This is a genomic window from Dokdonia ponticola (assembly GCF_042653865.1).
GTDB classification, from domain to species: Bacteria; Bacteroidota; Bacteroidia; order Flavobacteriales; family Flavobacteriaceae; genus Dokdonia; species Dokdonia ponticola.
Window position 1 is genome coordinate 1 of the sequence record NZ_JBHSFV010000022.1, and the last position, 26552, is coordinate 26552.

Genomic DNA, 26552 nt, shown 5'->3' on the forward strand with positions numbered 1-26552 from the left:
GCTTTTAAATCTCTATCCATATACTCCCTCTCAAAGCGGGTGCAAATGTACAATTTAATTTTACTTCTAAACAAACAAAAAAAATAAATATTTTTATTTTTTTATCCCTACCTAAAAACAAACCAAATACTATCTAAAAGAACACGCTTACCAAAAAGCGGACAGCAAAGATAACACGTATTTCACAATCAAAAACTAAAAATGAAAAGATTTTTTGAAATAATTTTAAAGGATTGGAAAATAGAGGAATACACTACAAAACTAACATACAACTACTCCTTATTAATAGGGCAATAAAAAGCTAGCGAAAACCACCTATTTCCTATTTCATCTGAAAATTCACAAGAGGCAATGTTCTAATCTGTTTCTTTAGGAGGTGATTTCCATTTATTGGATAAATCCCAATACTCAAAATCCAACACAGAATTCCTTCTTTCAAGAATACCTGATTGAAAGGATCGCTGAAGTATATCTTCTATCAAATAATCTTCTTCTACACTTAATGGAGCATACTCTCTTTTAAGAGATATATCAAACGCACTAGCTGTAGTATTATACCAAAAGGCCTTCCAACCGCTTCGTAATCGTTTTACTAATTCAAAAGCCGTTTCACCAGTTTGTCTATGTATGAGTTTAATCAAAATCTGACCCTCAGTACGTGTCAACTTTTTCAACTCTGTAGAGAATTCATTTTCAAGATATTTATGAATAATTTTAGTGTATTTCCTCTTTCCCGATTTTGAAGTTATAGAATCCAACCGGTTATTTAATGCTACCAACCTATCTGCCGCTAGTTTTGCATAAGGATACACTTTGCGGGTTTTACGACGAAGGATTAAATAGCGTCTGCGTTCTTCCTTTGAATCAAACTCCAGAGGCTTAAACACAATCACTTCATTAAGATCTATCGCACTCCTTGGTATGGTATCCCCTTGTATAATGTAATATTCGACTTCCCTTTCTTCTGATTCGGGTATCGTGTCTTGCGCCCATCCTGAGAAAGACACTACTAATAAGAGAAGTATTAAAAATACACGCATTGCTTTTTTATTTCGCTTTAAGCTAAAACTATTCCAAAATTAAAGAATACAGTGATATAACGCTATTAACTTCGTATTAATATTCTTATTTTTATAAAAAAATATTTTAAATGTCTTCAAAAAGTATACTTACTAAAAAATCGATAGCTTTCTTAGAAAAATATCTTAACAATGCTGCTCCCACAGGGTATGAGTGGGATGGCCAAAAAATATGGATGGATTACCTAAAGCCATATGTAGATGAATTTATTACAGATACTTACGGAACTGCCGTAGCGGTCATTAACCCAAAAGCCAAGTATAAAGTGGTTATAGAAGGGCATGCCGATGAAATTTCTTGGTATGTAAATTACATTTCTGACAATGGGTTACTCTATGTAATACGTAATGGAGGAAGTGATCATCAAATTGCCACCTCCAAAGTGGTAAATATTCACACTAAAAAAGGAATTATCAAAGGTGTATTTGGATGGCCAGCTATCCATACGCGTGATAAATCAAAAGAAGAACCTCCTAAACCTAATAATATCTCTATTGATGTTGGCGCAAAAGACAAGGATGAAGTTCATAAAATGGGCATTCATATAGGATGTGTCATTACCTACCCAGATGAATTTCATATTTTAAACGGAGACAAATTTGTTTGTAGAGCTATCGATAACAGAGCTGGAGGATTTATGATTGCTGAAGTTGCTAGGCTTTTACACGAAAATAAAAAGAAACTTCCCTTTGGATTATACATCACAAATTCTGTACAAGAAGAAATAGGATTACGCGGTGCACAAATGATTGCAGATCGCATAAAACCTAACGTTGCTATTGTTACAGATGTGACGCACGACACGACAACTCCGATGATTGATCAAAAGGTACAAGGTGAGGCTGAAATTGGCAAGGGACCCGTAGTTGCCTATGCACCCGCTGTACAACAAAAATTGAGAGATCGTATTACAGAAACTGCTGAAAAGAAAAAAATTCCTTTTCAACGCTCTGCTTTATCTCGCGCTACAGGTACAGATACCGATGCCTTTGCATACAGTAATGGCGGGGTTGCCTCTGCTCTCATCTCACTACCATTACGCTATATGCACACTACGGTAGAGATGGTGCATCGTGAGGATGTAGAAAATGTGATCAAATTAATTTACGAGACACTCCTAACAATTAAAGAAGGAGAGACTTTTAGTTACTTTGAATGAGTACGCTTTCGCGAAAGCGTATACTAGACTCACCTATAAAAAGCACAAAAGATGTATTATTAAGTACCTTTTGTGCTTTTTATCGTTTAAATAATACACTTAAACGATAAAATAAATATTTTATCTCGTTAAAATATAGATAATCAACACTTTAAATAAATCAGTGTAGTTTTGTTTCAACAAAAAAAAGACAAATTAAATTATTTATGAAAAAGATTATATCCTATTGTTTACTAGTTACACTATTTACAGCATGTAGTACCGAGAAAAATACAGATAGTTCTTCTCAGATTGCCTCTTTTGAAATTGAAAATTACAAAGGAATATTCACCACTGCAAATGGTGAGGACAGAGGTACTCTAGATGTAACACTTTCTGAAGATGGCCGCTCTGCAACAGCAGATCTTACTCTTGCTTCTGGTGAAATAGTAAGTGTTTTTACGGATCAAGTTGCTGAAATAGGAAACAAAAAAGAAATCTCCTTTATATCTAATGAGTTTTCTTTTACAATGACAACTGGAGAAGAAGAGGAAATACTAGAAATAAACACAGTTATTTATAGAGGTGTTGAGAGTTCTATATTGGCTTCTAAAAATACAGAAAGAGCCCCTGTAAATCCTATCACAGGAACATATGTTTGTGAAATGTGTCCAGCGCCTTTAGATAATACCTCTACACAAACGTTTAACCTTATGTTTACCACGGCAAATGGAAATAGCGCTATTAGCTCACAAACTACACTAAGCACTACCGTTTTTAATGGTAAAGCGCAACAAAACTCCTGCACTCCGAATGGAAGCCTCACGACCTGTTCTATTGTAAGCGGTGATGGCATGACTACCATCGGTTTTATAGCAGGAGAAGGTCCTGTTACTTGGAGCGGTTCTCATACTTTTAACAACGAACCAACAGGAGTAAATGATTGTTCAGGAACTTCAGGAACTTGGTCTTGGGACTCTCCTATTCTAGGTGTTGTAGGCGGTACTTTTATAAGTGATGCGACCTGTACAACTCCATTAATAACATTATATTCAGAGGATTTTCAAACGTTTACAGGGGCTGGATTTGCACCAATCCCAGCAACAGGACAACTTGATTCTGACATTGTAATTGCTAATGGTTTTAATAGTGGCACACTCACCTATGGAGGAACACAAGCATCAGGTGACTATGCCAGAGGAACAAGTACAGGTGGAGTAAATACGGGTGGTATTTATGCTTTTGATGTGGATGGAGCAGGTAATACCACATTAGGCGTTCAGCCTACTGGAGTCGACTTTACTCCGGGAACATTTGATTTTAGAATAGAAAATACCACCGGAATAACACTAAACAATTTTGTAATCAATTATGATGTTTATGCAAATAACGATCAAAATAGAATTGACGGTTTAAATTTTTCTTATTCTACAGATAATATTACATACACGCCAGTTCCTTCTTTAGATTTTGCTACACCAAATGCTTCAGATGCTTTAGGGTTTGTCGCTGTAAATAGATCTGGAAGTTTCAGTGCAACTGTTGCAAATGCCGCATTTATCTACATACGTTTTGAAGGCATTGAAATAGGTGGTACAGGAAACCATGATGAATATAGTATTGACAATATATTGTTACAGGGTAATTAGTGACTAATTATATATACATGTAAAAAGAGGCTGTCTAAAAAGTGAAGACAGTCTCTTTTTACATGTAAGTAATTCATAGCGATTTCGACCAGTAAGGCATATTTTTTGATATCATTATTTAAAAACTATCACCATGAAAAAAAATATCCTGCTCTTTGTTTTCTCGTTATTTCTATCAATTACGACAAGTATAGCTCAAAATTATACGACTGGAACCATTACTACCGAAAATGGAACCATAAATGGACGTGTCCTTATTGATTATGAAAGTCAGACACTATCCTTAAAAAAGGATTTAAAAGTAACCACCTATACTTTTGATCAGGTAAACGCAATTACCCTAGGAAACACTTCGCTTACCAAAAAGACATTTGAAGGGACTCTTTATTTTGTGTCTACTATTGTATCTGGAAAAGGGAATCTCTACAAAATTAATAATGCACAATACCTTGTGGCTGTAGAAAACGGAAAACACATCGTGATCAACACAGCTCAAAAATCCAACAAAATTCCTGGAAGACTTGCTGTTTTGTTTAATGATTGCAACACATTAAGAGCCACTTTAAATAATGAAGACCGTTTTAACGAACCCGCACTTCGCAGAATAGTGAATTCCTATAATGCTTGTGAGTATAGCGCTTACGCACCTACCGAAAAGGAAGTCAAAAATGCGACTACACACAATACAGACCAAGCTAGTTTTTATGCAGGCATAGGCACTGGACTTAACACTGTTAGCTTTTTTGACAATACGAGCACGGAATCACTGTTATCTGCCCAAATACAAGCTGGAGTGATTACATCGCCTAGTTTTTTTGGATCCATCCAAGGAAACTTATTTGTATCTTTAGAAGGAAGCGCTAATTTTTCAGGTGATAAAGATTTTGGTAATATAGAAAGCCCTACCAATTTTCGCATAAACAGCTACAGAGCCTTATTAGGTCTTGAATATCTATTCAACAAAACAGGAAAAATCAAACCTTTTGCTGGAATTAGCATAGGAGTCACCTCCGATTCTTTTAAAGGAGAAATAGATGGATTTTCCTTTGACATCACTGGTGGCAATACCTTATTTGTTCCTAGAATAGGGGCTCGATTCCAACTTCCTAATCAAAAACATATTGGAGTAACTTTCTCTTACCTATCGGAATATGAAAACAACCTCTCTTTCCCAACCATTGATACAGTAATCCCACTTATTGTAAACAATGAAAATTTTACACTTGGTCTTAATTATTATTTTTAAGTAGCACCTCTAAATCTCTATATTCTATCTATATTCTAAAAGACCATCGTCTCCGATGGTCTTTTAATATGTATTACGTATTAGAAAGCCTATTAGACTTAAAGAGGCTTCAAAATATACCATTACACTACGTTTTTGACTTTATTCTTAACTGAGTTATGCTAAAACTCAGAGAACGCCCTATTTTATTGATTCTTCAAGCCTTATCACGAAGTTCTAATACCTAATGCGGGTTTAAATTTTGAAAGCATTTTATTTACTCATTATAAATTGTATTTTTACCTTTTAAATTTCCTCAAATCTATATGGGCAAAATTATTGCTATCGCAAATCAAAAAGGAGGTGTCGGCAAGACAACAACCTCTGTAAATCTCGCAGCATCACTGGGTGTACTTGAAAAGAAAGTACTCCTCATCGATGCTGACCCCCAAGCCAATGCCACATCTGGGCTAGGTATTGATGTGGATACTGTTCAAATTGGAACCTATCAACTTCTAGAGCATACAAATACTGCCGAAGAGGCTATTATCAGCACTAGTTCGCCTAATTTAGACATTATTCCTGCGCACATAGACCTCGTTGCTATCGAGATAGAACTTGTAGACAAAGAAAAACGTGAGTATATGATGCAAAAAGCAATTGGTCATTTAAGAGATCAATATGATTATATCTTAATAGACTGTGCTCCTTCTTTAGGACTACTTACCTTAAATGCCCTTACAGCTTCTGACTCTGTTATTATTCCGATACAATGTGAATATTTTGCGCTTGAAGGGCTTGGAAAACTGTTAAATACTATTAAAAGTATCCAAAAAATACATAATGCAGACCTAGATATAGAAGGACTTTTACTAACTATGTACGATTCTAGATTACGATTGTCTAATCAGGTAGTGGAAGAAGTTCAAAAACATTTTAGTGAAATGGTTTTTGAAACCATTATACAACGTAATGTACGATTAAGTGAAGCGCCTAGTTATGGAGAAAGTATCATTAATTATGACGCGGCAAGTAAAGGAGCTACCAATTATTTAAGCTTAGCACAAGAGCTTATTACAAAAAACAATAGCTAGAATATATGGCTAAAGCAACAAAAAAACAAGCACTCGGACGCGGACTTTCAGCTTTATTGAAAGATCCTGAAAATGATATTAAAAGTGCTGAAGATAAAAATGCCGATAAGGTGGTTGGGAATATTGTTGAGTTAGATCTCAAAGATATTGAGGTCAATCCTTTTCAACCGCGAACTAGTTTCAATGAAGAAACCCTTAGAGAGCTTGCCTCTTCTATACGAGAACTAGGGGTCATACAACCTATCACGGTTCGTAAAGTAAGCTTTAACAAATACCAGTTGGTCTCCGGAGAAAGACGTTTTAGAGCGTCTAAGCTTGTGGGTAATGAGACCATTCCTGCCTACATACGCATTGCAAATGACCAAGAGAGTCTTGAAATGGCACTGGTAGAAAATATACAACGCCAAGACTTAGACCCTATTGAAATTGCACTTTCCTACCAACGACTTATTGATGAAATACAACTCACCCAAGAACAAATGAGTGAGCGTGTGGGTAAAAACAGGTCCACTATTGCTAATTACTTGCGCTTACTCAAACTAGACCCTATTGTTCAAACTGGGATGCGTGATGGGTTTTTATCTATGGGGCATGGACGTGCTCTTATCAATATAGAAAATACAGGAGACCAGTTAGATATCTACGAAAAAATCATTGCAGATAAACTATCCGTAAGACAAACAGAGGCGCTTGTCAAAAATTACCATACTACTTCTGAAACACAACTTCCAAAAGAACAAGGCACTCCTGAATTTATTCAAAAAGGTGCTAAAGAATTTGCTAATTACTTTGGAGCCAAAGTAGACGTAAAAGTATCAAAAAACGGAAGAGGTAAAATTACCATTCCTTTTTCTTCAGAAGAAGATTTTAATCGCATACAGAAATTAATAGAAGGTGCTCAATAAAAAAAGCATAGTACTCATAGGTTTTCTTTTGATATACGCTTTCGCGAAAGCGCAATCAGAAGATATCACTGTCACAGACGAAAGCGGTAGGGACCTTAAAACTGATGCCCAACAGTTTGTTGATCCGTTAAGGCCTGCAAGAGCGGCTTTTTACGCAGCAGCTCTTCCAGGTTTAGGACAAGCCTACAATAAAGATTATTGGAAATTACCGATTGTGTATGGAGCTTTAGGAACAGGTGTTTTTTTTGCTATTGATAGTGATAAAGAGTTTAAACGCTATAGAAATGCCTTTAAAGATCGCCTCGCAGGACGTATTGATGAGTTTACGATCATTGATGAAAATGGAGATCCAACACAAATATTTACAGATAACGGACTCATAGACGCACAAGATTTTTTTAGAAGACGTAAAGAACTCGCTATTTTGATCACCGCAGGGATGTATGTACTTCAAATTCTTGAAGCAAATGTAGATGCTCACTTATCACAATACAATGTAAGTGATGATTTAACCTTTGCACCAGACATTCACGCAGATGATTTAGGACAAGCTTTTCGGTATGGTTTTAAACTCACATATCATATAGACTAATGAAGATTGCACTTTTAGGATATGGAAAGATGGGACAAGCCATCGAAAAAATAGCACTCGCACAAGGGCATGAGATTGTCATAAAAAAAGATGATGTAGCTCCTTTTAGTTTTGAAGGTGTTGATGTCGCTATTGACTTTAGCTTACCTCACATTGCTGTTTCTCATATCACGCGTTGTTTTAATGAAGGTATTCCTATCGTTTCAGGTACCACTGGTTGGTTAGATCAGTATGAGACCATGACAACTTTATGTAAAGAAAAAAATGGAAGCTTTATCTATGCCTCTAATTTTAGTATTGGGGTCAATATATTTTTTGAAATCAATAAAAAGTTAGCGGAGTATATGGCACCACATCCTAGTTACAAGGTGTCTATGGAAGAAATCCATCATACGCAAAAACTAGATGCTCCTAGTGGCACGGCCATCACCCTAGCCGAGGGAATTATAGCTGCTGGAACATATACTAATTGGAAAGAAACAGAAAGCGATTCTAATACGATGGAAGCACATACCATTCCCATTGTTTCAAAAAGAGAAGGTATGGTACCAGGCACACATATTATTACCTATAAAAACGAAATAGATACCTTACAGCTATCCCACGAGGCACATTCTAGAGTAGGATTTGCACAAGGAGCACTTGTTGCTGCCTTATGGCTTGTCGGAAAAAAAGGCATTTTTTCTATGGCAGATGTATTAAATATTTCTTAATTGCGTAACATCAATAAATACGGAGACACTAACTACCCATAAATACAGCATATCATGACAATTACACAATGGTTTATTTTCTTTCTAGCGGTACAACTCGTTCATTTTTTGGGCACTTGGAAATTATATGTACGAGCAGGAAGACAGGCTTGGGAGGCTGCAGTGCCAGTTTATAATGCTGTAATACTCATGAAAATCATTAACCGCCCTTGGTGGTGGACAATTTTATTATTCATACCTATCGTGAACTTAATTATGTTTCCCGTGGTTTGGACGGAAACAGCACGAAGCTTTGGATTTAATACCTATAAAGATACCGCTTTGGTCGTTTTAACTTGTGGCTTGTATTTATTTTATATCAACTATGCTACTGACGCTCCACATATTAAAGAGAGAGATATTAACCCTAAAAGCAGTAGTGGTGAGTGGGTCAGTTCTATTCTTTTTGCTATCGTCGCAGCGACCCTAGTGCATACGTATTTTATGCAACCGTTTACGATTCCTACCTCTTCTTTAGAGAAGACTCTTTTAGTTGGTGATTATCTTTTTGTGAGCAAGTTTCACTATGGTGCTAGAACTCCTATGACAACTGTAGCGACACCCATGTTACACGACGCCATCCCATATGCTGGTGTAAAATCATACGTATCTTCACCAGAATTACCTTATTTTAGATTACCTGGCTTTCAAAAAATTAAACGTAATGACATTGTTGTCTTTAGCTGGCCTGTAGATACACTGACAGTAATCACAGACCCATCAAGTGAGGCTATTTACAAACCCGTAGACAAAAAATCAAATTATGTAAAGCGCTGTGTAGGACTACCAGGTGATTCTTTAGAAGTTCGTGACGGGTATGTATATATAAATGGAGAACGCAATGAACTTCCTGATAGAGCTAGGTTACAGTTTAGCTATAAAATAGTATCAAAAGAACTTTTTGTAACCCAAAATGAGAGAGGTGAATATAATGTTCCTACTCCATTTTTAGCCAGCAGGTATGATATAAGTGACATCTATTTAAGTAATTATGATAAAGAAAATAGGATTTATACTCAGATTGCTCAAATGACTCAGGATTCTTATCAAAAATTAAGTAACAACGCAAATGTTATCAACATTAGTCCTATTGAGATTTCTAACAATATTAACTCAGATTTATTTCCTGCTAGAAGCGGACATGATTGGAGCGTACAAAATTATGGTCCTATATACATCCCTGAACATGGAAAAACAGTAGCGATCACTACAGAAACCATCCCCTTTTATAAACGAATCATAGAAGTATATGAAGGTTCTGAAATGGGGATAGAGAATGATATACAAGTAAAAGGAAACTCTGTTACTTTAAATGGAAATCCGATCACTGAATACACCTTTAAACAAGATTATTACTGGATGATGGGAGATAATCGCCACAACTCTCAAGACGCTAGAATGTGGGGCTATACTCCATACACACATGTTGTCGGGAAACCTGTCTTTGTATGGTTTAGTTTAGACCCAAACAAAAATGGATTTTTGAATCGAATTCGTTGGGATCGTGTGTTTACGACTGTAGGTGGTGATGGCAAACTGACGAGCTACCGCTATCATTTCTTAGGATTAGTGATCTTGTATTTTGGATTTAATTTCTTTAGAAAGAAAAAGAAACAAAAGAAAGCGTAAATTTTATAATGAGTTTAGGTACTATCCTCCTACATCCCGGCTATTGCATTCCTATTGTGCATTATGCGTGTATTGCACAGGCAGCGCATGTCCTATTTGAAGCGTTAGATAATTATCAAAAACAATCCTACCGCTCACGTACAAAAATTGCCACAGCCAACGGTATATTGCAGCTTACGATTCCTATAGTTCACAATCGCGGATCAGAAAGGCATCAACTCACGTTTGACGTAGTGTTAGAAAATAAATTTCACTGGCAGCGGGATCATTGGAGGTCTTTAAAAATAGCGTATCAAACTTCCCCTTATTTTGAATACTATGAAGATGCTTTTGAACCTTTATATACAACTACCTATACCAAGTTAATTGATTTTAATTTAGCGTGTCACGAGTGTATTATGGAATGTCTGCAACTGGAAAAGGAGATCACCTATACTGAAGAATATTTTAGAGACCCAAAGCCTCCTATTACGAATCTACGTCATTTGATTACGTCAAAAAAAGAACCCGACTATAAGCTTCCCAAGTATCATCAATTGTTTCATGACAAGCATGGATACCTTCCCAATTTATCTATTCTAGATTTATTATTTAATGAAGGTCCTAATGCGCTTTCTTATTTAGAACAAGTGGATCTATCTCCTGTATTTCGCTAAGGTAATTAGAATTTAAACTTTTTATGGATTACCGTTTCGATAGGATAATGATCTGACAATTCAATATCGTAATTTTTAAATTGAAGAATTTCAAATTTTGGGTCGGCTAAAATAAAATCAATGCGTAAGGGTATAAAATCAAGGGTAAACGTACGCCCTGTGCCAGTACCCACTTTCTCATACGCATCCTGCTTGATCCCTTTTATCTTACGATACATATACGACGTGGAGCTATTGTTAAAATCGCCTGCAACAATAACAGGATATGGAGATTCTTTTTCACTTTCAAGAAATTCCATCACTTGGGCTTCTTGTTTTTTAAACGCCTCTCCCATTCTACCTAACAAACGCTTAGAGTCTTCTTGTGTAAGGGCATTTAATTTTGAAGATACCCGCAAAGATTGAAAATGAACATTATATACACGTAAGGTATCGGCTTCTACAACAATATCTGCATAAATCACATTATTCCCTGTGTCTTTAAAATCTAACGCACCTGTGTGGATGATAGGATACTTAGAATAAATAATTTGTCCAAAGATTTTAGAACGTTCACTCATCTTTTTATATTGATATGGATATTGTTCTTGAGACAACGTATAGGTAGGATGATACTCTTGCAAGCAAATGATATCAGGATTCTTCTCCGTGAGAAACGCAATGATACGATCTCCTATATTTGCTTCTTTAGACCATCCGTTGATATTAAATGAGCGCGTATTGTAACTCATAATCTTTAGACCATCTTGATGTGTCAATCCTGAACCTCCTCTAAAATGATATAATGAGCTTATATGTCCTATGCCAATAATAAGGACAAAAGCAGAAAGAAATAACTGTCGTTTTCCCCTCAAGACCCAATAAACAAGAAAAACAGCATTAATAAGTAATAATACAGGCAGCAACAGACTTAGTACGGAAAGCCTTGGAAATATATGTGGCGGTATATAGGGTAATGCATACCCAAGGACTAAAAGAATGGCAAATATGCTATTTACAAAAAAAATAACTTTACCAAAAAAGGAGCTTCCTTTCATTAATTATCTTTTCCAGCTTTAAATAGGAAGTCTTTTTCTGCTTTAGAAAGACTATCATAGCCACTCTTGCTTATTTTATCAAGAATCGCATCTATTTGTTGCTGCTGATCACTCTTAGTAACGGAGCTTTGTTTGGCTTTCGTATTTTTTGTAGCAGTCTTTTTTGCGGTACGATGCACCGTACGCATATTGGTCTTTTTGGATTTTGACTTTGAAGAAAACCAGCTAGCCACCGTATCCATACCTTTTTCAAACCATGCTCCTATATCATTCCCTTTGGCAAGTTGCATGGCATATACATAACCAAATGCCGCACCTCCTAAATGTGAGATAAGTCCACCCATATTATCAGTACCCAAACTCACACGCATGAGATCAAAAACAACATAAAAGGTAGCGATCTGCCATAATTTAAAATCAAAAATAAAAAAACGTATTCCTGTTTGAGGTGAGTATGTTGCAATAAAAACAATCAATGCCATCACCGCCGCCGAAGCTCCTAATAAAAATCCCCCACTTTTTGCAATAAGCGCGGGAAAAATACTATAAGACAGCATGTACAACACCCCTCCTGCCATTCCTCCAAGGAGATACAAAGTAAGAAAACGTTTTTCCGTAAAGAGATTGAGTATAAATCTTGAAAAGATATACAGAAAGTACATATTAAACAAAATATGAAAAATACCCCCATGCAAAAAAGCATAGGTAATGATAGACCACGGCTGTGTCAAAAATCCGGGAAAATTATCAGGAAGTGTAAACCATCCAATAAAAGAAAAATTTACTCCAAAAAGTGTTGGAATTAAATTTAAAAGGATAAACACTGCAAAATTAATTACGATAAGTTTTATCGCAATATTTGCTGTTTTAAATTGATATGAAAGTGAATTTGCTGCCATCGTTAATACCAACGTTTGTCATTAAAACTATTTTTTTTCCAGTAGACAGCTATTATAAATCCTATAACCGCCCCTCCTATGTGCGCCCAGTGAGCTATTCCTGTAGATGTACCCGAAATACCGAAAAATAAATCTCCTGCAATCATAATAGGTATAAAATATTTTGCTTTTATCGGAAAAGGCAAAAATATTAACATCAATTCAGAATTAGGATAGTAAATGCCAAAAGCAACTAATATTCCGTAGATAGCTCCAGATGCTCCAACCATAGGGCTGTTATAACTTCTCCAAAAATTTTGCCATTCCTCCCTAACATAACCTAATGGAAGTTCTAGTAATTCATCTATTTGTGCTTGAGAAGCTCCTAATTCTAGCAGATCTTGAATTCCACTATTATATGTATAATAGCTTAAAAGAGCCTGTAACCCTACTGCCCCTAAGCCTGCACTAAAATAAAAGAACAAAAATCTCTTTTGCCCCCATATATTCTCCATGGCACTCCCAAAAGCATATAGCCCATACATATTAAATAATATATGCATAAATCCACCATGCATAAACATGTGAGTGAAAATTTGCCAAATTTTAAAATTTTCATTCTCTGGAAACCACATGGAGAAATAGAGATATGCGACCTCTACAAATTGACTTCCTAAAAAGAAAATGATATTTATAATCAGTAATATTTTAACCGTCTCTGTAATTCTCCCCATCTCCTTTTACTTAAATTTTCTATCTAGTTCTTCTGCATTCATCGTAATAAAAGTCGTACGATTATGTGGAGAAACACTTGGTTCTTTGCAGGCAAACAAACTATTTACTAAATGCTCTCTTGATTCTGCGTCAAGGGTCTCCCCTGCTTTAACCGCCATGCTCTTTGCCATACTTTTTGCCAACGTATCTGTCTGACTAAACCCTGTATCTGGCACTTCGTTTTCTAAGTCACTTAATAATTGCTCTATCACAATAGGCACTTCAGATTCGGGTAAAGAAGTTGGAATCCCTGTAATTTCTAGGGTTTCATTAGCTACTTTTCCAAAAACAAACCCTGTATTCTCAAGACCTTCCTTCAGTTGTATCAACAACCCTAACTCCGAAGAGTTATAATTTAAAATCAATGGAAATAATAACTGCTGACTTACCGATTCCTTCACCGTGATATTTCGTAGAAGTTCTTCGTACAATATACGTTGATGTGCTCTGTTTTGATCGATAATCACCATGCCGCTTTTGATCGTACTGATGATGTATTTATTATTTAATTGATAGGTAGATGATTCCGCTTTCGCGAAAGCGTACCCAGCATCTTTCTGAAATAAATCTCCTGTCACCTCCTCACTTTCGTAGGTCACATTACTCGCATCGCCTGAAGGCGGTGTTTTGAGACCTTCATACATCTGCTCCCATCCGTCAACAGGTTGTTTTGTATACGTGGGTAATGATGCTCCTTTTTTAGGAGGAGACACATTGGCAAAAGGATTAAAATTTCGATCAACCTCTACTTTTGGAATGTGTGCATGCTTATCTTTATACGCATACGGTGTGTCCAAATTGGCGTCTCTATCAAAATCTAATACGGGCGCAATATTGAATTGCCCTAAACTATGTTTTATGGTACTTCGTAAAATGGCATATAACGAATGCTCATCATCAAACTTAATCTCCGTTTTTGTTGGATGAATATTGATATCTATCGTACTAGGATCAACAGTGAGATATAAAAAATAACTCGCTCTGGCTCTGTCGGGCAATAAACCTTCAAAAGCGGCACTTACCGCATGATTAAGGTACGGGTTTTTTATAAATCTGTCATTGACAAAAAAGAATTGCTCCCCGCGTGTTTTTTTAGAAAACTCAGGCTTTACGACAAATCCTTGAATGCTGACAATATCTGTTTCTTCAGAAACAGGGACTAATTTTTCATTGGTTTTTCCTCCAAAAATCCCTACGATACGTTGTTTTAGATTACCTGCAGGCAACTGAAATACTTCGCCTTCATTATGAAACATGGCAAAGACAATTTGTGGATGTGCCAATGCAACGCGTTGAAACTCGTCTATGATATGACGGAGTTCTACATTGTTAGATTTTAAAAAGTTGCGTCTTGCAGGGATATTAAAAAAGAGGTTTTTGACAGCGAGTGATGTTCCCGGTGGAACCGCACACGGCTCTTGCGTAATAATGGAACTACCTTCTATTTCAATATGCGTTCCTACTTCATTCTGATGAATACGTGTTTTTAAATCTACGTGCGCTACTGCTGCTATAGATGCGAGTGCTTCCCCTCTAAACCCTTTTGTATTTAAATTAAAAAGATCTGCTGCCGATGTGATTTTAGATGTGGCATGACGTTCAAAACTCATTCGAGCATCGGTCTCGCTCATCCCTTTTCCATCATCTATGATTTGAATGAGTGTTTTACCAGCGTCTTTTACAATCAGTTTGATCGAAGTAGCTCCAGCATCAATGGCGTTTTCTAAAAGTTCTTTTACAACAGAAGCGGGTCGTTGTACAACCTCTCCCGCAGCAATTTGGTTTGCCACATGATCTGGTAAAAGCTTAATAATGTCTGCCATCTAGTTTCCTAAAATATGGATAAATCAAAGTCTATGATCCATAGAAATATAAAAACAAGTATTGCTACGATAATTAATATGGTGCTATTAAATTCCATATTACCTCTCGACCTTGAAGATTTTCGTGCGTCTTTCCAATGAGAACCAAAGTCATTTTTATTGTAAGACTCTGTATAAGCATCGATCTTGGTCGTATACTTAGATTCATCTACCCCATCTTTACCATTGTAATAACGAGGCGTGTAGTTAAACCTATTGTTGGTTTTTAGTTTTTTTATTATTGTAAACTTTATGGGTCCCATAGCGTACTTGGTATGAATTCAAATATACGTTTTTTACAGTCAAAAAGCATGCCTATTTAACAGTTTGAAAACGTAGAATTGGGAAAATGTAAAGAGATTGGAAAGATTCCTGAGGTGTATTCTAGAATTTAGAATCTTTTTTCAACTGGGCCATTTTAATGGCAGCAATCGCAGCCTCTGTGCCTTTATTCCCATGTTTACCACCACTACGGTCTATAGATTGTTGCAACGTATTGTCTGTAAGCACACAAAAAATAACAGGAATATCTCCTGTAAGGTTGAGTTCTTTAATCCCTTGGGTCACGCCCTGACATACAAAATCAAAATGCTTAGTTTCTCCTTGAATCACCGTTCCAATGGCAATCACAGCATCTAGCATATCATAAGCAGCCGTCATACGCTTGCACCCATAAATCAGCTCAAAAGCGCCTGGCACATTCCAGCGAACAATGTTATCATTAATAGCTCCACAATCCTTGAGCGCATCAAAAGCGCCTTGAAAGAGCCCTTCTGTGATTTGACCATTCCACTCAGAAACAACAATCCCAAACCGAAAATCTTTCGCGTTTGGGATGGTGGTTTTATCGTAAGCAGAGAGGTTATGTCCTTCTGTTGCCATACTGATCTATTTTTGAATCTTACAACATGGAAAAAACAACCATTCGTAAGCGTAAGAATTAGTTTCCTGCTTGTGCTCTTCCTAGGTATAAATCTACTTGGCTGGCATAGTCAGATTTTTCAAACTCATCTTTTATTCGATTAAGGTAGCTGATAGCCACATCATTTTTACCTAAATCTATAGCTGCTACAGCTGCTTTAAATAAGAAACGAGGTGTTGTAAAGTCGTTTGTATTTACCTTAAAGGCTTGCTCATAGTAACTCAATGCTTGGTCAGCTTGGTCTAATTGCATAAAAGCATCTCCAATAGCCCCTTTTGCGAGTGGTGCAAGTATCATATCATCAGAAGAGAAATCCTCAAGGTGACTTATTGCATTCTTGTAGTCTTTCATCTCTAAGTATGACATTCCTGCATAATAATGTGCAAGATTGGCAGAAGGTGTTCCGCTATACTCCTCTGCAATTTCTAACAAACCGTATTTACCACCAGAACCTTGTAATGCTACATTGTATAATGAATCTTTCACATTTGTATTTGTAGTCTCCAGTGCTGTGGTAAAATCTTCTTGCGCATTTGCAAGCTCATTTGCTGCTTCTTCTATTTTAGGTTCTTTGATGAATTTACCATAAGCGATATATCCCAAAGCGATTACAAGAATTCCTATAATTACTCCAAAAATAGCTTTCTGGTTCTTCTCTACCCACTCTTCGGTTTTGGAAGCTCCTTCGTCGAGGGAAGCAAATACTTCAGCTGTAGTACTGTCTTCTATTTCTTCAACTTCTTTTTCAACCTTCGTTTTGGGCTTATAACCTCTTTTATTATACGTTGCCATATAGTTATTTTGTTAGTGGCGCAAAAATATAATTTTTATTGAATTTTGAAAGGGAAATTATTCCTTATTTTTCGATAATTTGCAAACGATTTCTGAGAAGTTACACGCTTTCGCGAAAGCGTACCCATAACAAACCCTATGATTTTAAAATCTCTATCCTTAATTAACTATAAAAACTTTACCTCAAAAGCTTTTGAATTTGATGCAAAAATCAACTGTTTTGTCGGGAATAATGGTGTGGGAAAAACCAATATCCTAGATGCTATTTACCACTTATCTTTTGGCAAAAGTTATTTTAACCCTGTTACCAGTCAAAACATCAATCATGACGCTGATTTCTTTGTGATAGATGGGGTTTACAACAAAAGTGACCGGGAAGAAAAAGTGGTCGTAAGCGCCAAAAAAGGCCAAAAAAAAGTAATCAAACGCAATGCAAAAGTGTACGAGCGTTTTGCAGATCACATCGGTTTTTTACCCCTTGTGATTATCTCTCCAGCAGATCGAGATTTGATCACTGAAGGAAGTGACACACGTCGTAAATTTATAGACGGGGTGATCTCCCAAAGTGATAAAAAATATCTTTCAAATTTATTGTCGTATACCAAAGTAATTAGTCAGCGAAATGCCTTATTGAAGTATTTTTTGGCAAATAACACCTTTGATCAGGACACTTTAAACGTCTATAATGACCAATTGATCACCTACGGCAACCCTATTTTTGAAAAAAGAGCGGCTTTTTTGACTCAGTTTGAGCCCATTTTTCAAGAACAGTATGCGGCCATCAGTGGAGGTACAGAAAAGGTGTCACTTACCTACCAAAGTACCTTACATGACATGCCATTTGAACATGCATTGACCAATGCATTACAAAAAGATCGGATGTTGCAATACACGAGTGTAGGGATCCATAAAGACGATTTAGTTTTTGAAATTGATGGACATCCGATCAAGAAATTCGGATCGCAGGGACAACAAAAAACATATCTTATTGCTTTAAAACTGGCGCAGTTTGACTTTATTAAAAAAGAAAGTGGTGTGAGTCCTATCTTATTACTGGATGATATTTTTGACAAGCTAGACGAAAATAGAGTCACACACATCATACAATTGGTCAATACCCATAATTTTGGACAGCTTTTCATTAGTGACACCCATCCTGAACGCACGGAAGAGGTTGTGAAAAAAATTCATCAGACGTATGAATTATTTCACTTGAATAATCAAGCATAATCCTCTGTTTTTTCCGTACTTTGCTGTTCTGTTATGAAACGATTACACTTTATATACATTCTTTTTATTGCAAGCCTTGTTTCTTGTACACACACTCCAGAGGAGAAACTCACATATCTTGAAGGCTATTGGGAAATTGCAGAAGTTGCCTCTTCTAATGGTGGTAAGAAAACATTTTCAATGAGCCAAAATATTGATTTTTTTGACATTCAAGATCAAAAAAGAGGAATTCGTAAAAAAGTACAGCCTGATTTAGGCGGCAACTTTACGACCTCTAAGTCGTCAGAAAATATTGATATAGAAATAAACGATGATACGATTGTATTAACATACACCACGGCCTTTGATAGCTGGAAAGAAACGGTTATTGAAGCTTCCAAAGATCAATTAATTCTTCTTAATGAAAATGGGACAACCTATACGTATAGAAGATATGAACCTATACTCCTTCCAGAATGACAAAGCGTAATACAGATCCGATATCTATAAGCGATGCCTTGGGAGAATTTGTTACCAAAAACAAACTCCAAAAAGGAATTGACAAATTGGATGTAGAAAGCGCTTGGTATGCACTGAATCCAGCGTTTAAAACCTACACGATTTCTGTCCGCTTAGAACGAGACACCTTATTGGTTAATTTAAGTTCTTCTGTCTTCAGAGAAGAATTAAGTTATGGGAAAGAAAAAATAATAGAGCGTCTCAACGAAGAGTTGCGGAGAGATGTTGTAAAGAAATTGATTTTACGATAGTTACCATAACTAGATGGTCCTTGTTTTTTTGAAATGCGTATTTTTTAGGACGCTTTTCTAAAAACTTTCTGTTTTAAACACTCTATATTCTGCAACGATTGAACGAAGAGTTGCGGAGGGATGTTGTAAAGAAATTGGTATTGCGATAGATGCCACATATAACAATTCGCATCAAAACTAGCTAAAATAAAAAATGCGCTATTCTTTTCAGATAGCGCATTTTAAGTATTGTACATGATGCATTAAAACATCTCTCTTCCTGCAAAGTGGAATGCACCTTCAATAGCTGCATTTTCATCACTATCACTTCCGTGAACTGCGTTTTCACCAACAGAAGTTGCATATAATGCTCTGATCGTACCTTCGGCAGCATCAGCTGGGTTGGTCGCACCTATTAACGTACGGAAATCTGCTACTGCATTTTCTTTTTCAAGAATTGCGGCAACGATAGGTCCACGTGTCATAAATTCTACAAGCTCTCCAAAAAATGGACGCTCATTGTGTACTGCATAAAAAGCTTCAGCATCTGCCTTTGTCATTTGCGTAAGCTTCATCGCTACAATACGAAAACCGCTTGCTGTAATTTTTTCTAAAATAGCTCCGATGTGTCCGTTTTCTACGCCATCAGGCTTAATCATTGTAAATGTTCTATTTGTTGCCATAGTCTTGGTTTCATTCTCACAGTAGCGAGAACCTTTTGTATTTAATAAAAATAATTCTTTTTATATGCTTTCGCGAAAGCGTATCACTTTCCCTCAAATTTTGCGCAAAAATAGTGCTTTTCTACATTATGTATATGTTAAGCTTTATCAAATTCGATTTCTTGCCTTGATTTTGTAAATTAGTAAGCATCTTTAGGATACAACATATTCATAAATTGTATCTTCGCTTCTTATGAATTCGAACGATATTAAGACTGTAAAGTCCTTACTTAATACATCAAAATCCATTGTGATTGTCCCGCATAAAAACCCTGACGGAGATGCTATGGGAAGTACACTTGCCTTATGCAAATATCTCAATAGTCAAGGTCACAATGCTACGGTAGTTGCTCCCAATGAATATCCGCATTTTTTAAAATGGCTCCCTGGCCATGAAGATGTAATCATTTACAATGCAACGACCAAAGCGGCTATTGAAAAAATAGAACGTGCAGATCTTATCTTCACACTGGATTTCAATCATCTTTCTAGAACAGGTGACATGGAGCAAGCACTTACTAAAGCCTCGGCTGATTTTATCATGATAGATCACCATCAACAACCGGCTGATTATGCAGTAGTCACATACAGCGACACCAGTATGAGCAGCACCTGCGAGATGGTGTATCATTTTCTAGATGCCCTAGGCGTGGCAGATCATATTGATGCCGATATCGCTAGCTGTTTGTATACAGGTATCATGACTGACACAGGGTCTTTTAGATTTCCATCTACAACAGCCGTGACACATAAAGTGATTGCAGAACTCATCACTGCTGGCGCAGACAATGCAGGTATCCATCGAAATATATATGACACTAATAGTTACACAAAGCTTCAATTATTAGGAGTGGCTTTGCAAAATCTCCAAATTCTCCCAGAATATAAAACGGCTTATATTACCTTATCTCAAAAAGAACTGGACGATCATAAATTTCAAAAAGGAGACACCGAAGGTTTTGTAAATTATGGTCTGTCTCTTGAAGGAATTATTTTTGCTGTTATTTTTATAGAAAACAAATCTGAAGGAATTATAAAAATGTCATTGCGATCTGTAGGTGACTTCTCTGTAAATGAGTTTGCACGTGCGCACTATGAAGGTGGCGGGCATACAAACGCTGCAGGAGGAAAAAGTGATCTTTCGTTAGAAGATACCGTCACTCAATTTATTAGTATATTACCGCGTTATAAAGACAAATTATAATCAATGAAGAAAGGAATTATTGCCATAATTTGTGTGCTATGTCTTTGGTCTTGTCAAGGCCCCGAAGCGAGATGGTATGTATCCAGACAATCTGGGTCATACATATCTGAGTCTGTTGAACGTAATAAAGAATTGATCGCAGAGGAAGAAGTTTTTATCAAAAAACTCATTACACAAGACACTACTCAAACCTATCTAAGCTCTGAGAGTGGCTTTTGGTATACCTATGTGACACAAGATACAATCACCACAAAGAAACCTGTAAAAGGAGATGTGGTGACCTTTAGCTATGATTTACAAAGTTTATCTGGTACTACGATTGTTTCTAGAGAAGAAATAGGCATCCAAGCCATGAAAATAGATCAAAGTAATCAAGAACTTATTTCTGGCATACGTGACGGACTCAAAATTTTAAAAGAAGGAGAAACCATTACATTCTTATTTCCTTCTCATAAAGCCTATGGCTATTATGGCTTTGAAGATAAGATAGGAAGTAACTTTCCTATAAAATCTACGGTCACCTTATTAAAAATAGAAGAAGATAATCAACCCGAATAATTAATATTTTTTAACCCATGAGAAAAACACACATGTTACTTATTGTTGCCCTACTATCATTACTTTCTTGCAATGATAAATACCCCGATCTAAAAGACGGGATCTACGCAGAGATTATTACTGATAAAGGAACTATCGTTACTGAGTTATTTTATGAAGATGCTCCTGCTACAGTTGCAAACTTTGTTGCGCTTGCAGAAGGCACACACCCTATGGTAGATAGCGCATATGCAAATAAACCTTATTATAATGGTTTAAAATTTCACAGAATCATTAAAGACTTCATGATTCAAGGAGGAGATCCTCTAGGTACTGGAACAGGAGGTCCAGGATATAAATTCCATGACGAACTAACCCCTACAAGAAGACACGATACTATAGGTGTTCTTTCTATGGCTAATTCTGGCGCAGATACCAATGGTAGCCAATTTTTTATCACTCATACGGCCACTCCACACCTTGATGGTTTTGACAGAAATGGCAGTAGAAAAAGATGCGGACAAAGAGACAGAAGCGGAAGACCCATAAGTTGCCACACTGTTTGGGGACAAACAGTGATTGGATTTGATGTCATAGATGCTATTGCAGGTGTTGAAATGGTTGATCCTAGAGCTGGAAAAACCAAAGAAGATGTGATCATGCAACAAGTAAATATTATTCGTAAAGGAAAAGCTGCGAAAAATTTTGATGCACCAGCTACTTTTACAAAAGAGTTAGAAAAATATGCTAACCGATATGCTGAGTTCACAAAAAGATTCAATGAAAAAGAAGTAAAGACAGAAACACTTCCTAGCGGACTAAAAGTGTATTGGGATCAAAAAGGGAAAGGTCAAAAACCAACTTTGGGAGATTCTATCAATGTAAACTATGCTGGCTTCTTTCGCGAAACTGGAGAATTATTTGACACAAGCATTGAAGAAGTAGCAAGAAGTCAAGACAAATTTGACCAAGCTCGTAAAGATGCTATTGGATATAATCCATTAGGTACCCTTTATAGCCCTGATGCAAGTTTAATTCCTGGATTTAAAGAAGGGATTCAACTTATGAGTATAGGTGATAAAGTGACCTTATTTATACCATCACACTTAGGATATGGCTCCTCAGGGTTTCCTGGGTTTATCCCTCCTAATTCAGATCTTGTTTTTGAATTAGAATTGATGGGTATTAGAGAACCACAAGAGTAAACATTCCATTTCAAGACAAAAAAAAGGCTGAGATAAAATCTCAGCCTTTTTTTGTGCTCATCTTTTATAATTTTCCTACCTATTTTACAGGAATATCTTTTAAAATTTCCAAAACAAAATTCCAGTACTTCTTAGCAGAAGATATACTAGCACGTTCATCTGGGGAGTGTGCTCCCTTAATAGTAGGGCCAAAAGAAATCATATCCATCTCTGGGTAATTCTGCCCTAATATCCCACATTCTAGCCCTGCATGACATGCTGCCACATGAGGTTCTTCGTCGTTAATTTGTTTGTACTTATCAATAAGCACTTGAAGAATCGGGCTTTTCATATTGGGAGCCCAACCAGGATAATCTCCAGATAATTCCACATCACACCCTGTTAATTCAAATGTAGCCCTAAGCGCATTGGCAAGATCTACTTTAGAACTTTCCACAGAAGACCGTGTAAGACATCCCACTTTAATAGCGCCTTCTTTAACTACAACACGGGCTATATTATTAGAAGTTTCAACCAAGTCTTTGATGTCTGGACTCATGCGATATACTCCATTATGAGCTGCATACAATGCTTTTGTTAGCCCTTCTTGAACACCTAGTTCCATTACTTTTGCAGGAAGTTCTGTTTGAGAAAGTACCATCTCAAGCCCTGGCTCTAACGTTTCAAATTCTTTTTGTATGTTATTAGAAAGCGCATCAAATTCAAATTCAAAAGCTGCTTTTTGCACTGTATCCACTACAATCACTGCAACACTTTCTCTAGGAATAGCATTACGTAAACTACCACCATCTATACGAGCGATTTGTAATCCAAAATTTTCAAACCCGTTGTACAATAAACGGTTCATTAATTTATTAGCATTCCCAAGTCCTTTGTGAATATCCATTCCTGAGTGTCCTCCTTGAAGGCCTCTTACGGTTATCGTATATGCTGTTTTACCTTCTGCTACAGGCTCTTCTTTATAGGATCTAGTTGCAGTAACGTCAATTCCTCCAGCACAGCCTACCCCTATTTCGTCATCTTCTTCGGTATCTAAATTGAGGAGAATATCCCCTTTAAGAACACCCCCTTTCAAGCCCATAGCCCCAGTCATTCCTGTCTCTTCGTCTATCGTAAACAAGGCTTCAATAGCAGGATGCGCTATCGTTGTGCTCTCTAGTACCGCCATAATCGTGGCAACGCCTAGACCATTATCAGCTCCAAGGGTTGTGCCTTTTGCTCGCACCCAATCGCCATCGACATACATTTCTATCCCCTGTGTATCAAAATCAAAAATAGTATCTGCATTTTTTTGATGTACCATATCAAGGTGTGATTGCATCACGACCATTTTACGATCCTCCATCCCTAGTGTCGCAGGTTTACGTATGATCACGTTTCCAACTTCATCTTCTAGGGTTTCTAGATTCAGGGCGTTCCCAAAATCTTTCATAAACTGTATAACACGTTCTTCTTTTTTTGAAGGACGAGGTACGGCATTAAGATCTGCAAATTTATTCCAAAGCGCTTTAGGCTCCAGCGCTCTTATATCTGGGTTTGTCATAAAAAGTGTCTTTTTACAAAGATACTTCCTTATTCGTTTTTAGGAGCATATTTTATACCCTTATCAGGGAAAATTAACGATAGTAATACATACAATACAATCACTAATGGAATAGCTAGATACTGTAAGAAAATAATCAATAAAATACTTGTAAAGATGAACACGTAGCGAACTTTATTTTTTCCAAAATCCCACGTTTTAAATTTAAGCGCAAATAAATGGATTTCAGCATTAAGCATATAACTGCTTGCGATCACGATTCCGATTAAAACATAAGGGTTTGTAAATACCGCTTTCGCGAAAGCGTATTCTCCATATATCAAAATCAAAGGAATACTGATAATAAAAAGGGTATTTGCAGGGGTAGGCAAACCGATAAATGAATGGGTCTGACGGTCATCTACATTAAATTTTGCAAGACGATACGCAGACGCTAACGTGACCATAAATCCGAGATACGCGATATTAAAATGATATGCATCTGCCGAAGCTCCCCATGGAATATCTGTGGCATCTAGTAATAACTGATACATTACAACTCCAGGTACTACCCCACTTGTAACCATATCAGCTAAAGAATCTAACTGAAGCCCTACTTCACTTTGCACCTTGAGAAGACGTGCAAAAAAGCCATCAAAAAAATCAAAGAAAATCCCTAACGCTACAAAAAACGCAACGTACTCCATTTGATCCTGTACAGCAAATAAAACAGCAATACAGCCGCTTAAAAGATTACCCATGGTAAGGGCATTAGGTATATATTTTTTGAATCCCATTGTTAGTATTTGTGTAAAAATAGAAAAGAAAATGAATTATGTAATTATATATGCAATATCTCGATTAAAATAAAGTTTAGAATATGTAATAAAAAGGGGATATTTGCCCCGAAATTACTGCTTTTGAAAAAGATACTACCTATACTTTTTATACTGCTTACATTATCGGTAAGCGCACAAGCCGTGCGTAAGTACTCTAATGAGTTCTTAAACATAGGGGTAGACGCTGCTGCCTTAGGAATGAGTAATGCAGTCGTAGCTAGTACAAGTGATGTGAATTCTGGATATTGGAATCCGGCTGGGCTTGTTAACTTAGAAGACAATCAACTATCTATCATGCACGCGTCCTATTTTGCAAACATCGCAAACTACGACTATATCGCATTTGCAAAACCACTTGATGATAAAAGTGCTATAGGCGTTTCTGTTATTAGATTTGGAGTAGATGATATTTTAAATACCACACAACTTATAGACGCTGAGGGAAATATAGATTTTAATCGAATCAGTTTATTCTCCACCGCAGACTGGGCTGTCACCTTCTCTTATGCTCGTGAACTTCCATTGGATGGCCTTAATATAGGGGCTAATGCAAAGGTAGTGCGTCGCATTATTGGAGATTTTGCAAATAGTTGGGGATTTGGTATTGATGTTGGTTTACAATGGAAAAAAGGAAATTGGAATTTTGGATTGATGGCTCGTGATATCACAACAACCGTTAATGCCTGGAGTATTGATGAAGAACAATTTGCTACCATTAGCGATGCCGTAGAAGGTCAAAATCAAGAACTACCTGAGAGCACAGAAATCACAATTCCTAAATTACAACTAGGTTTTGGAAGAACATGGGTGCATCATTACGATTATAGTTTTAAAGCAGAGATAGATTTTAATGTCCGTTTTGCGCAAACGAATGATATTCTGTCAACATCTGCTGCAAGTGTGACCCCAGCCTTTGGCTTTGAGTTTGGTTATGCAGAACTCGTCTATGTACGAGCCGGCGTAGGAAATTTTCAAGAAATCACACAATTAGATAACTCCACAACGGTAGGCTTTCAACCCAATATTGGTGTTGGTTTTAAATATAAAGGGATTCATGTTGATTATGCCCTTACCGATATTGGAGATCAAAGTGCTGCCATTTATTCTAATGTCTTTTCCCTAAAATTAGACTGGGATTTATTTAGGTAATTGCGTTTGCATTGCTACTAGAAAAGCTTCCACAAGTCTCCCTATACTCACTTTTAGAGACGCCAAAACAATCTGAAGCGATATAGAACTTCTAACTTCCCTTTCCTGAAGACCTATTTTATTTCAAGGATTAGTCCCACACCCATCATCTTTATAACTAAATAATATGGTATTTTATGGGTTCGCTTAAAGCGAAAAACCTCTCTTATATACCACATCATGTGAAAAATGATTAGTAATTACGAACACCTAATAAATCCGACAAGACCCCACAAAAAACGTCCAGCAATTGCTGGACGTTTTCTGTTTCTACTATGTCTGTGTATAGGTTTTACCTTTTCAGGGTAAAGTGTCCCACAAACTCTCGTTGAGTTCCCAGTCCATCGGGTTCTGTATAGTTCACTCTAAACCAATAATCATCAGAGATCATC

At 36.7% G+C, this 26552-nt stretch carries 27 protein-coding genes; 16 read left to right on the plus strand and 11 right to left on the minus strand.

Features of this window, described 5'->3' with window-relative positions:
• Positions 1-356 precede the first annotated feature (356 nt).
• Positions 357-1040, minus strand: coding sequence for a DUF4294 domain-containing protein (locus ACFO3O_RS21685; protein WP_379982812.1), 684 nt, complete (start codon positions 1038-1040; stop codon positions 357-359).
• Positions 1041-1150: 110 nt separating this feature from the next.
• On the opposite strand from ACFO3O_RS21685, the gene ACFO3O_RS21690 reads away from it, so the two are divergent.
• The 9 genes from ACFO3O_RS21690 to ACFO3O_RS21730 all read left to right on the plus strand — a co-directional run bounded on the left by ACFO3O_RS21690 (position 1151) and on the right by ACFO3O_RS21730 (position 10720).
• Positions 1151-2239: a M42 family metallopeptidase gene (locus ACFO3O_RS21690; protein ID WP_379982814.1), complete on the plus strand. Its 1089-nt coding sequence runs from the start codon at positions 1151-1153 to the stop codon at positions 2237-2239.
• Between the two features lie 206 nt (positions 2240-2445).
• Positions 2446-3867, plus strand: coding sequence for a hypothetical protein (locus ACFO3O_RS21695; protein ID WP_379982816.1), 1422 nt, complete (start codon positions 2446-2448; stop codon positions 3865-3867).
• A 133-nt stretch (positions 3868-4000) separates the two neighbouring features.
• A complete protein-coding gene (locus tag ACFO3O_RS21700; RefSeq protein ID WP_379982818.1) occupies positions 4001-5113 on the plus strand; it encodes an outer membrane beta-barrel protein in 1113 nt (370 codons plus the stop codon).
• Between the two features lie 305 nt (positions 5114-5418).
• Positions 5419-6186, plus strand: a complete 768-nt coding sequence (locus tag ACFO3O_RS21705; protein WP_379982820.1) for a ParA family protein — start codon at positions 5419-5421, stop codon at positions 6184-6186.
• Between the two features lie 5 nt (positions 6187-6191).
• Positions 6192-7091: a ParB/RepB/Spo0J family partition protein gene (locus tag ACFO3O_RS21710; protein ID WP_379982822.1), complete on the plus strand. Its 900-nt coding sequence runs from the start codon at positions 6192-6194 to the stop codon at positions 7089-7091.
• A complete protein-coding gene (locus ACFO3O_RS21715) occupies positions 7081-7683 on the plus strand; it encodes a DUF5683 domain-containing protein (protein ID WP_379982824.1) in 603 nt (200 codons plus the stop codon). The genes ACFO3O_RS21710 and ACFO3O_RS21715 overlap by 11 nt, the downstream gene beginning before the upstream one ends.
• Positions 7683-8396, plus strand: a complete 714-nt coding sequence (gene dapB / locus ACFO3O_RS21720) for a 4-hydroxy-tetrahydrodipicolinate reductase (RefSeq protein ID WP_379982826.1) — start codon at positions 7683-7685, stop codon at positions 8394-8396. Before ACFO3O_RS21715 ends, dapB begins: the two co-directional genes overlap by 1 nt.
• 54 nt (positions 8397-8450) lie before the next feature.
• Positions 8451-10064, plus strand: a complete 1614-nt coding sequence (lepB, locus tag ACFO3O_RS21725; protein ID WP_379982831.1) for a signal peptidase I — start codon at positions 8451-8453, stop codon at positions 10062-10064.
• A gap of 8 nt (positions 10065-10072) precedes the next feature.
• Positions 10073-10720, plus strand: coding sequence for a WbqC family protein (locus ACFO3O_RS21730; RefSeq protein WP_379982833.1), 648 nt, complete (start codon positions 10073-10075; stop codon positions 10718-10720).
• Positions 10721-10725: 5 nt separating this feature from the next.
• On the opposite strand, the gene ACFO3O_RS21735 is transcribed toward ACFO3O_RS21730, so the two are convergent.
• The 7 genes from ACFO3O_RS21735 to ACFO3O_RS21765 all read right to left on the minus strand — a co-directional run bounded on the left by ACFO3O_RS21735 (position 10726) and on the right by ACFO3O_RS21765 (position 16985).
• A complete protein-coding gene (locus ACFO3O_RS21735; protein ID WP_379982835.1) occupies positions 10726-11757 on the minus strand; it encodes an endonuclease/exonuclease/phosphatase family protein in 1032 nt (343 codons plus the stop codon).
• Positions 11757-12656 (minus strand): rhomboid family intramembrane serine protease, encoded by a 900-nt coding sequence (locus ACFO3O_RS21740; RefSeq protein ID WP_379982837.1) that lies wholly within the window; start codon positions 12654-12656, stop codon positions 11757-11759. The genes ACFO3O_RS21735 and ACFO3O_RS21740 overlap by 1 nt, the downstream gene beginning before the upstream one ends.
• A gap of 2 nt (positions 12657-12658) precedes the next feature.
• Positions 12659-13369, minus strand: a complete 711-nt coding sequence (locus ACFO3O_RS21745) for a rhomboid family intramembrane serine protease (protein WP_379982839.1) — start codon at positions 13367-13369, stop codon at positions 12659-12661.
• A 6-nt stretch (positions 13370-13375) separates the two neighbouring features.
• Positions 13376-15232, minus strand: coding sequence for a DNA mismatch repair endonuclease MutL (gene mutL, locus ACFO3O_RS21750; protein WP_379982841.1), 1857 nt, complete (start codon positions 15230-15232; stop codon positions 13376-13378).
• An 8-nt stretch (positions 15233-15240) separates the two neighbouring features.
• A complete protein-coding gene (locus tag ACFO3O_RS21755; RefSeq protein WP_379982843.1) occupies positions 15241-15534 on the minus strand; it encodes a hypothetical protein in 294 nt (97 codons plus the stop codon).
• A 121-nt stretch (positions 15535-15655) separates the two neighbouring features.
• Complete coding sequence (gene ribH, locus ACFO3O_RS21760; protein ID WP_379982845.1) at positions 15656-16153, minus strand: 6,7-dimethyl-8-ribityllumazine synthase; 498 nt, start codon at positions 16151-16153, stop codon at positions 15656-15658.
• Positions 16154-16211: 58 nt separating this feature from the next.
• Positions 16212-16985 carry a tetratricopeptide repeat protein gene (locus tag ACFO3O_RS21765; protein ID WP_379982847.1) on the minus strand — a complete coding sequence of 258 codons (774 nt, stop codon included), beginning with the start codon at positions 16983-16985 and terminating at the stop codon, positions 16212-16214.
• 138 nt (positions 16986-17123) lie between these two features.
• Between ACFO3O_RS21765 and recF the strand changes: the two genes are divergently transcribed.
• From recF to ACFO3O_RS21780, 3 genes are read left to right on the plus strand one after another with little or no spacing between them, the layout of a single operon-like run.
• On the plus strand, positions 17124-18215 hold the full coding sequence (gene recF, locus ACFO3O_RS21770; protein WP_379982849.1) for a DNA replication/repair protein RecF: 1092 nt from the start codon (positions 17124-17126) through the stop codon (positions 18213-18215).
• A 33-nt stretch (positions 18216-18248) separates the two neighbouring features.
• A complete protein-coding gene (locus tag ACFO3O_RS21775; protein ID WP_379982851.1) occupies positions 18249-18674 on the plus strand; it encodes a hypothetical protein in 426 nt (141 codons plus the stop codon).
• Entirely contained in the window at positions 18671-18964 is a 294-nt protein-coding gene (locus ACFO3O_RS21780; protein WP_379982853.1) for a DciA family protein, read from the plus strand. Before ACFO3O_RS21775 ends, ACFO3O_RS21780 begins: the two co-directional genes overlap by 4 nt.
• Before the next feature lie 242 nt (positions 18965-19206).
• On the opposite strand, the gene ACFO3O_RS21785 is transcribed toward ACFO3O_RS21780, so the two are convergent.
• Positions 19207-19626: a nucleoside-diphosphate kinase gene (locus ACFO3O_RS21785; RefSeq protein WP_379982855.1), complete on the minus strand. Its 420-nt coding sequence runs from the start codon at positions 19624-19626 to the stop codon at positions 19207-19209.
• 232 nt (positions 19627-19858) lie between these two features.
• Between ACFO3O_RS21785 and ACFO3O_RS21790 the strand changes: the two genes are divergently transcribed.
• From ACFO3O_RS21790 to ACFO3O_RS21800, 3 genes are read left to right on the plus strand one after another with little or no spacing between them, the layout of a single operon-like run.
• A complete protein-coding gene (locus tag ACFO3O_RS21790; protein WP_379982857.1) occupies positions 19859-20869 on the plus strand; it encodes a DHH family phosphoesterase in 1011 nt (336 codons plus the stop codon).
• Positions 20870-20872: 3 nt separating this feature from the next.
• Positions 20873-21427, plus strand: a complete 555-nt coding sequence (gldI, locus tag ACFO3O_RS21795) for a gliding motility-associated peptidyl-prolyl isomerase GldI (protein ID WP_379982859.1) — start codon at positions 20873-20875, stop codon at positions 21425-21427.
• Between the two features lie 17 nt (positions 21428-21444).
• On the plus strand, positions 21445-22611 hold the full coding sequence (locus ACFO3O_RS21800; RefSeq protein WP_379982861.1) for a peptidylprolyl isomerase: 1167 nt from the start codon (positions 21445-21447) through the stop codon (positions 22609-22611).
• A 79-nt stretch (positions 22612-22690) separates the two neighbouring features.
• On the opposite strand, the gene ACFO3O_RS21805 is transcribed toward ACFO3O_RS21800, so the two are convergent.
• Positions 22691-24154 (minus strand): aminoacyl-histidine dipeptidase, encoded by a 1464-nt coding sequence (locus ACFO3O_RS21805; protein ID WP_379982863.1) that lies wholly within the window; start codon positions 24152-24154, stop codon positions 22691-22693.
• Between the two features lie 29 nt (positions 24155-24183).
• The gene (locus ACFO3O_RS21810) at positions 24184-24930 is read right to left on the minus strand and encodes a CDP-alcohol phosphatidyltransferase family protein (RefSeq protein WP_379982865.1); all 747 of its coding nucleotides are present in this window, start codon (positions 24928-24930) and stop codon (positions 24184-24186) included.
• A gap of 123 nt (positions 24931-25053) precedes the next feature.
• On the opposite strand from ACFO3O_RS21810, the gene ACFO3O_RS21815 reads away from it, so the two are divergent.
• The gene (locus tag ACFO3O_RS21815) at positions 25054-26121 is read left to right on the plus strand and encodes a putative type IX sorting system protein PorV2 (RefSeq protein ID WP_379982867.1); all 1068 of its coding nucleotides are present in this window, start codon (positions 25054-25056) and stop codon (positions 26119-26121) included.
• The last annotated feature ends 431 nt before the right edge of the window (positions 26122-26552 follow it).

Coding starts and splice junctions, on each gene's coding strand:
- dapB (WP_379982826.1), top strand. CDS start 7,683: ATGAAGATTGCACTTTTAGGATATGGAAAGATGGGACAAGCCATCGAA.
- ACFO3O_RS21805 (WP_379982863.1), bottom strand. CDS start 24,154: ATGACAAACCCAGATATAAGAGCGCTGGAGCCTAAAGCGCTTTGGAAT.
- recF (WP_379982849.1), top strand. CDS start 17,124: ATGATTTTAAAATCTCTATCCTTAATTAACTATAAAAACTTTACCTCA.
- gldI (WP_379982859.1), top strand. CDS start 20,873: ATGAAGAAAGGAATTATTGCCATAATTTGTGTGCTATGTCTTTGGTCT.
- ACFO3O_RS21735 (WP_379982835.1), bottom strand. CDS start 11,757: ATGAAAGGAAGCTCCTTTTTTGGTAAAGTTATTTTTTTTGTAAATAGC.
- ACFO3O_RS21785 (WP_379982855.1), bottom strand. CDS start 19,626: ATGGCAACAAATAGAACATTTACAATGATTAAGCCTGATGGCGTAGAA.
- ribH (WP_379982845.1), bottom strand. CDS start 16,153: ATGGCAACAGAAGGACATAACCTCTCTGCTTACGATAAAACCACCATC.
- ACFO3O_RS21745 (WP_379982839.1), bottom strand. CDS start 13,369: ATGGGGAGAATTACAGAGACGGTTAAAATATTACTGATTATAAATATC.
- ACFO3O_RS21800 (WP_379982861.1), top strand. CDS start 21,445: ATGAGAAAAACACACATGTTACTTATTGTTGCCCTACTATCATTACTT.
- ACFO3O_RS21700 (WP_379982818.1), top strand. CDS start 4,001: ATGAAAAAAAATATCCTGCTCTTTGTTTTCTCGTTATTTCTATCAATT.
- ACFO3O_RS21710 (WP_379982822.1), top strand. CDS start 6,192: ATGGCTAAAGCAACAAAAAAACAAGCACTCGGACGCGGACTTTCAGCT.
- mutL (WP_379982841.1), bottom strand. CDS start 15,232: ATGGCAGACATTATTAAGCTTTTACCAGATCATGTGGCAAACCAAATT.
- ACFO3O_RS21740 (WP_379982837.1), bottom strand. CDS start 12,656: ATGGCAGCAAATTCACTTTCATATCAATTTAAAACAGCAAATATTGCG.
- ACFO3O_RS21780 (WP_379982853.1), top strand. CDS start 18,671: ATGACAAAGCGTAATACAGATCCGATATCTATAAGCGATGCCTTGGGA.
- ACFO3O_RS21755 (WP_379982843.1), bottom strand. CDS start 15,534: ATGGGACCCATAAAGTTTACAATAATAAAAAAACTAAAAACCAACAAT.
- ACFO3O_RS21765 (WP_379982847.1), bottom strand. CDS start 16,985: ATGGCAACGTATAATAAAAGAGGTTATAAGCCCAAAACGAAGGTTGAA.
- ACFO3O_RS21775 (WP_379982851.1), top strand. CDS start 18,249: ATGAAACGATTACACTTTATATACATTCTTTTTATTGCAAGCCTTGTT.
- ACFO3O_RS21695 (WP_379982816.1), top strand. CDS start 2,446: ATGAAAAAGATTATATCCTATTGTTTACTAGTTACACTATTTACAGCA.
- ACFO3O_RS21730 (WP_379982833.1), top strand. CDS start 10,073: ATGAGTTTAGGTACTATCCTCCTACATCCCGGCTATTGCATTCCTATT.
- ACFO3O_RS21790 (WP_379982857.1), top strand. CDS start 19,859: ATGAATTCGAACGATATTAAGACTGTAAAGTCCTTACTTAATACATCA.
- ACFO3O_RS21705 (WP_379982820.1), top strand. CDS start 5,419: ATGGGCAAAATTATTGCTATCGCAAATCAAAAAGGAGGTGTCGGCAAG.
- lepB (WP_379982831.1), top strand. CDS start 8,451: ATGACAATTACACAATGGTTTATTTTCTTTCTAGCGGTACAACTCGTT.
- ACFO3O_RS21685 (WP_379982812.1), bottom strand. CDS start 1,040: ATGCGTGTATTTTTAATACTTCTCTTATTAGTAGTGTCTTTCTCAGGA.
- ACFO3O_RS21690 (WP_379982814.1), top strand. CDS start 1,151: ATGTCTTCAAAAAGTATACTTACTAAAAAATCGATAGCTTTCTTAGAA.
- ACFO3O_RS21810 (WP_379982865.1), bottom strand. CDS start 24,930: ATGGGATTCAAAAAATATATACCTAATGCCCTTACCATGGGTAATCTT.